Below are 5501 nucleotides of genomic sequence, written 5' to 3' on the forward strand. Positions count from 1 at the left end.
TCCGGCCTCATGAAACACCCAATCTCGGTGTCCATCAAACCGGCAGCAGCTCAATTCAATCGAGGCGCTCGCTAAAGACGTCAAACTCCATCCCAAGATCATCCGCCAACAGCTCCGCCTCACGTTCCTAGCGCCGGCAATCACGGAAGCAGTAATTACAGGAGAAGCGGGACACACGCCAACTTTGATGGCGATACCTAAAACGTTGCCGCTCTCGTGGTACAAGCAGCGGGAAGCGATAGGAAAATAGATTGTAACCGCTGGCGGAGGTGTTGCCCGTCAACACCGGTCATTTCTGAGTGTCATCGTTTGATCTGCGCACCAGCGCCGCAAGGGAAAAAGGAAAGGAGAGTCCAATGTGTAAGGAGCAATCGATCCACATTGACAAGCTGGATTTCTTGTCGACGAGCATGTTGTCCAGCGCGTGCTTTAGCTAGATCGGCGTGCGGTGAATGACGTCTGGCCCGGAAAGGATTGTTTCCTGGTCCATACAAACAGAAGGAAAGTCAATTACTTAACGCCACCCCAGGTAAACGCTTTATGGCCGGCGATCGCACATATATCCGTCACCCTAGAATGGCCAACCGCGATATTCTCCAGTTCGATCGAATTCGCCTTTGGGGCAACTTCGGACGACGTCAGCTCCATCGTGCTTCTCGATCCCGCGACATCGATTTTCTTCATGATCGTCGTCGCGCGGACTGCGCGTTTTTGCTTCGTCGCCGCCGGCAGCCATCGCTTCGGTTGGCCCACGCGGCATGATGCCCCATTTGTTCCTGCACCAGCGTCAGCCCGATTTGACCGGTGGATCACAGAAAGCCCAGCCAAAGCCAGGCTTTTCTGTAACGGTTCAAAGCAGGTTACGACTGTCCGCCCTTGCGTCCCGCCTCGGATGCCTTCTCACGGTCATTGGCAAAGTTACCGGGGTTGTTTTCCTTGCCTTGTGACTGACCTCCCTTGGACGCGATGTCACGCTGCTTCTGTTCATCCATGCTTGCAAAGCCACGCTCGGACTGACCGGTGTGACCCTGATCGCCTCTCGTATTCTGATTCTGTTGAGCCATGTCTAAGTCTCCATTGCTGATAACGTAACGACGGCATCTCGCCATCGCGTGGGTAATGACCCTGCCAGACTCTCGTTCCTCAGTCTTTGAATTACCTTTTTTAGCGCCGCAGTAGGCAATCGGGGCCACGTTCATTGCGACGATGGCTGTGCGGCTATGAAGCTCTTGGAGATGAGTTCGAAGTCGGTCGCCCTATCGCACGATCTGACTTCGGTAGAATGATCCAAGCGGTGGCGGAATGATCACGAGGGAGAAACGCCTCCCAGGACGGGAAACAATCGTCCCGTTCATTGCCGTTAGAATTATTTTCGGGGATCAGGAACGGCTTACGAGAGAGCAGGTTCGTTGTAGCAGAACAAAGGAGCTTTACGCATGTTCATGCACAATAAGCGCTTGCAATATACCGTCCGCGTTTCGGAACCGAATCCGGTTCTTGGCTCGTTCATGCTGGAGCAATTCGGCGGTCCCGATGGGGAACTCGCAGCGGCGATGCGATATTTCACGCAGGGATTGGCCGACGACGATCCTGGCCGCAAGGACATGCTTCTCGATATCGCTACCGAAGAACTCAGTCATCTTGAAGTGATCGGTTCCATCGTTGCGATGCTCAATAAAGGTGCCAAGGCACAAATTGCTGAAGGCAGCATGGCGGAAGCTGAACTTTATATGTCCCTGACCAAGGGTGGGAGTAGCCACACGCAATCGATACTGTATGGCGGCGGCCCCGCTCTGACCAATTCTTCTGGCGTTCCTTGGACTGCCGCCTACATCGATAGCCGTGGTGATCCTACTTGCGATCTGCGCTCGAACATTGCCGCTGAAAGCCGTGCCAAGATCGTGTACGAGCGACTCATTAATCTAACAGACGATCCCGGCATCAAGGATGCGCTGGGTTTCCTTATGACCCGTGAGATCGCCCATCAAAAGTCGTTCGAAAAGGCGCTCTATGCCATTGCGGACAACTTTCCGCCTGGCAAGCTGCCTGGACTCAAAACTTTCGCTAACACGTACGTGAATACGTCGCAAGGCGGGGCAGAGCCACGTGGGCCATGGAATAGCGGGCAGCAATGGGATCGCGTGGATGAGTTGGAAGAAGGACTTCCGGCAGATGGCGGCGATGGCGAGGCTACCGTTCAGCTCAGCTCAATTGACATGACAACTCTCAATGCTCTCGCCGCTCGCACAATGTCACAGCAAGAAGGCGATCCGAAGACAGGGGCCGATTTAGGGGCTGGTCCCGGTGCAGGGAAAGTTACCGGCGAGGATAAGGGCGGAGCTGGAGACATGGACGAAGCCCGGACGATGGCACAAAAACGGAGCGCAGCGTAGACCATCCCAGAGGACGCCGATTCTGAGCATGAAGTTGTCCATAGCCAATAGTAGTCCGTGGTTTGCGTGGATTCGGCCCTCTGATGCCTAGACAAAACGTTTTCAGGAACTCGCGGTTGCCGCCCGGCGTGCAATGAGGAGCAACTCATGTCGGATCATAACAGATTAGCGATTGTCACGGGTGCATCGACCGGCATTGGTTTAGAGCTGGCGCGATGTTGCACGGAGCGTGGATTCCGATTGCTGATAGCGGCCGACGAACCGGCGATCGCAGACGCCGCCGCGGAGTTGCGCGCTGGAGGCGCAGAGGTCGAGGCGATCGAAGCAGACCTCGCCACGGAAGCGGGCGTCGACAAGCTCTATACGGCGGCGGAAGGACGACCTGTCGGTGCGCTTCTCGCCAACGCCGGAATTGGGCTTGGCCGCGCGTTTCTCGATCAGGACTATGCGAAGGCGCGCCGGGTGATCGACACAAACATTGTCGGGACGACGTATTTAATCCACAGGATCGGAAACGACATGCGCCGGCGCAATGCAGGTCGAATCCTGATCACCGGCTCGATTGCCGGTTTCATACCGGGCAGTTTTCAGGCCGTCTACAACGGCAGCAAATCGTTTCTCAATTCCTTCTCGTTTGCCCTACGCGAGGAACTGAGAGATACCAACGTAACGGTTACCTGCCTGATGCCTGGTGCGACCGACACCGAATTTTTCAGGCGAGCCGACATGATGGATACGAAAGTTGGAACCGAAGAGAAGGACGATCCGGCTGAAGTCGCCAGGACCGGCTTCGAGGCCATGATGAATGGCGAGGGGGACGTGGTGAGCGGCTGGAAGAACAAGCTGCAATCCTCACTTGCGAACGTCACGCCATCTGAAACTCTGGCCGAACAGCACCGCAAAGCGGCAGAGCCCCGCACGGCGAAACATTGACCTGCAACGCTTGGGAAGGCCGCGACCATGAAAGCGCTGACTTGGCATGGTAGGAGCGACATTCGCTGCGAAAGCGTACCTGATCCCGCGATTCAGGATGGACGCGACGCGATCATTCGTGTAACGGCCTGCGCCATTTGCGGTTCTGATCTCCACATCTTCGACGGCATCATCCCAACGATGGAGAAGGGTGACGTCGTCGGTCATGAAACCATGGGAGAAGTCGTCGAGGTCGGCCGCGACAATAAGAAATTGAAAATTGGCGATCGCGTCGTGGTGCCTTTCACGATCTCCTGCGGTGAATGCTTCTTCTGCAAACGCGGCTTTTACTCCGGCTGTGAGCGCTCTAACCCGAACAAGAAAAAGGCAGAGGAAATGTGGGGCCATTCGCCCGCGGGTTTGTTCGGATACTCGCATATTCTCGGCGGTTTTCCAGGCGGACAGGCCGAATACATGCGTGTGCCTTATGCCGACATCGGTCCGCTTAAGATTCCAGATGGGCTCTCTGATGAACAGGTTCTTTTTTTGTCTGATATTTTTCCGACAGGGTTCATGGCCGCGGACTTCTGCGGCCTGAAAGGCGGCGAGACGGTCGCCGTATGGGGGTGCGGACCGGTCGGACAGTTCGCCGTCAAAAGCGCGTTCCTGCTTGGCGCTGAATGTGTCATCGCCATCGACACAGTGCCGGAACGATTGCGGCTCGCCGAGGTTTCAGGCGCGATCACGCTCGATTTCAGGAAGGACGATATCTACGATCGCATCCAGGATCTGACGGAGGGCCGAGGCGCGGACGCATGCATTGATGCGGTCGGCACGGAGCCGGATACCTGGTCTGGATTTGATGCGGTCGTGGACCGCATCAAGGTCGCGACCTTCATGGGGACGGATCGTCCCCATGTGCTTAGACAAGCAATCCATTGCTGCCGTAACTTTGGTGTCGTTTCGATTGTGGGAGTTTACGGCGGGTTCGTCGACAAAATACCGATGGGATCGGCGATCAATCGCGGCCTGACATTCCGAATGGCTCAAACCCCGGTTCAGCGTTATCTTCCTCAGCTTCTGGAACGTATTCAAAAGGGCGAGATCGATCCGTCATTTGTGATCACCCATCGAGCGTCGCTGGACGATGGTCCGAAACTCTACGAGACGTTCCGCGACAAGGCGGACGGATGCATAAAAGTCGTGCTGAAGCCATCTTGAACTACCAATCCCAGGAACCGCAATCGCCAGAGGTTTGTGCGATAACGTCCGATACGTCAGGACATGCCGAAGGTGGGGATACGGCTACCCTCTCACCCACCACGAGCGCTGCAAGTGTAGTTCAGTTTAAAGGCGTAAATGCAACTGTCGTGCATACCAAGCTGCCATGGAGACGACGAGCCACGCGAGCGACGCTGCGACAAAGGCGGCGGAGATGCTGGTCTCGACAATGGCGCAGAAAACAAACGCAAAAGCCAACATGCCCCAAGCGCCAAGCGCGGCGCCGGCCGCATCCAGCGCCGCCGCTTCCTGCCCGCGCCGACGGCCGGGAAGGCCCGCTTTTCTTTTCCGACGAATTTCATGTTTCTCGATCAATGTGGCGCTGGCGCAGAAAATTGCCGGGAGTGCGAGAAACAGGCCGCCGATCGATGGTCCATAGCGACTGCTGATGAGGCCGGTTAATACGGTCGCGGCTCCGCCCAGCGCGAAACGGACGAGATATTCGTAAGGATGTCCTTCGCGCAGCGATGAAAACGAGATGCGGACCGGAGTCATGTTCCCGCCCCGAATATCGCCAGCAACCCGAAAGCAACGATCAACCAAACGACAAGCGAGATAAGTGTGGCCGGCAGCGCTGTCGCGCGGGCCCGTATCAGGAGCTGACAGACCGTCATACTATAGACGGCGAGCGCAATTGCGCCGGCCATCATTGCGCCGCTCTGCAGAGCGGCGTAGCCGGCCCCGTGCCGATAAACGGCGATGCTCAGCGTGGCGAACGCCACCGACGGAGCGGCACCGAACAGACCGGCGAAGCTCTTGGGACGCAGGATGTCGCCGATCATCGCAAAAGCAGAGACTACGATGCCGCCCAGAAAGAAGCGGACCACATATTCGGTCATTTCGGCCGCTTCCAGAGCGTCGATAGCGGTCCTCCGCTTCCGTAGACCGGATCTTTTCGCGGCGAGGCGACCTTGG

At 56.7% G+C, this 5501-nt stretch carries 6 protein-coding genes and 1 pseudogene; 3 read left to right on the plus strand and 4 right to left on the minus strand.

The features are described 5' to 3' along the window. Positions 1-663 precede the first annotated feature (663 nt). Both BGN91_RS10160 and BGN91_RS10165 read right to left on the minus strand, forming a co-directional pair. Positions 664-784 (minus strand): annotated as a pseudogene (locus tag BGN91_RS10160) (VOC family protein); the annotation flags it as partial. A 76-nt stretch (positions 785-860) separates the two neighbouring features. Next, the gene (locus BGN91_RS10165) at positions 861-1064 is read right to left on the minus strand and encodes a KGG domain-containing protein (RefSeq protein WP_292612777.1); all 204 of its coding nucleotides are present in this window, start codon (positions 1062-1064) and stop codon (positions 861-863) included. Positions 1065-1436: 372 nt separating this feature from the next. On the opposite strand from BGN91_RS10165, the gene BGN91_RS10170 reads away from it, so the two are divergent. From BGN91_RS10170 to BGN91_RS10180, 3 genes are all read left to right on the plus strand, one after another. Further along, positions 1437-2393 carry a manganese catalase family protein gene (locus BGN91_RS10170; RefSeq protein WP_292612780.1) on the plus strand — a complete coding sequence of 319 codons (957 nt, stop codon included), beginning with the start codon at positions 1437-1439 and terminating at the stop codon, positions 2391-2393. 147 nt (positions 2394-2540) lie between these two features. Further along, a complete protein-coding gene (locus BGN91_RS10175; RefSeq protein WP_292612782.1) occupies positions 2541-3326 on the plus strand; it encodes an SDR family NAD(P)-dependent oxidoreductase in 786 nt (261 codons plus the stop codon). Between the two features lie 27 nt (positions 3327-3353). After that, positions 3354-4526 carry a zinc-dependent alcohol dehydrogenase gene (locus tag BGN91_RS10180; protein ID WP_292612784.1) on the plus strand — a complete coding sequence of 391 codons (1173 nt, stop codon included), beginning with the start codon at positions 3354-3356 and terminating at the stop codon, positions 4524-4526. Between the two features lie 126 nt (positions 4527-4652). On the opposite strand, the gene BGN91_RS10185 is transcribed toward BGN91_RS10180, so the two are convergent. Further along, a complete protein-coding gene (locus tag BGN91_RS10185) occupies positions 4653-5081 on the minus strand; it encodes a DUF3147 family protein (protein ID WP_292612786.1) in 429 nt (142 codons plus the stop codon). Continuing rightward, on the minus strand, positions 5078-5425 hold the full coding sequence (locus BGN91_RS10190; protein ID WP_292612788.1) for a DUF3147 family protein: 348 nt from the start codon (positions 5423-5425) through the stop codon (positions 5078-5080). Before BGN91_RS10190 ends, BGN91_RS10185 begins: the two co-directional genes overlap by 4 nt. Positions 5426-5501: the final 76 nt, after the last annotated feature.

The organism is Nitrobacter sp. 62-13, assembly GCF_001896955.1.
In the GTDB taxonomy this organism is placed as follows: domain Bacteria; phylum Pseudomonadota; class Alphaproteobacteria; order Rhizobiales; family Xanthobacteraceae; genus Nitrobacter.

Coding starts and splice junctions, on each gene's coding strand:
- BGN91_RS10165 (WP_292612777.1), bottom strand. CDS start 1,064: ATGGCTCAACAGAATCAGAATACGAGAGGCGATCAGGGTCACACCGGT.
- BGN91_RS10170 (WP_292612780.1), top strand. CDS start 1,437: ATGTTCATGCACAATAAGCGCTTGCAATATACCGTCCGCGTTTCGGAA.
- BGN91_RS10175 (WP_292612782.1), top strand. CDS start 2,541: ATGTCGGATCATAACAGATTAGCGATTGTCACGGGTGCATCGACCGGC.
- BGN91_RS10180 (WP_292612784.1), top strand. CDS start 3,354: ATGAAAGCGCTGACTTGGCATGGTAGGAGCGACATTCGCTGCGAAAGC.
- BGN91_RS10185 (WP_292612786.1), bottom strand. CDS start 5,081: ATGACTCCGGTCCGCATCTCGTTTTCATCGCTGCGCGAAGGACATCCT.
- BGN91_RS10190 (WP_292612788.1), bottom strand. CDS start 5,425: ATGACCGAATATGTGGTCCGCTTCTTTCTGGGCGGCATCGTAGTCTCT.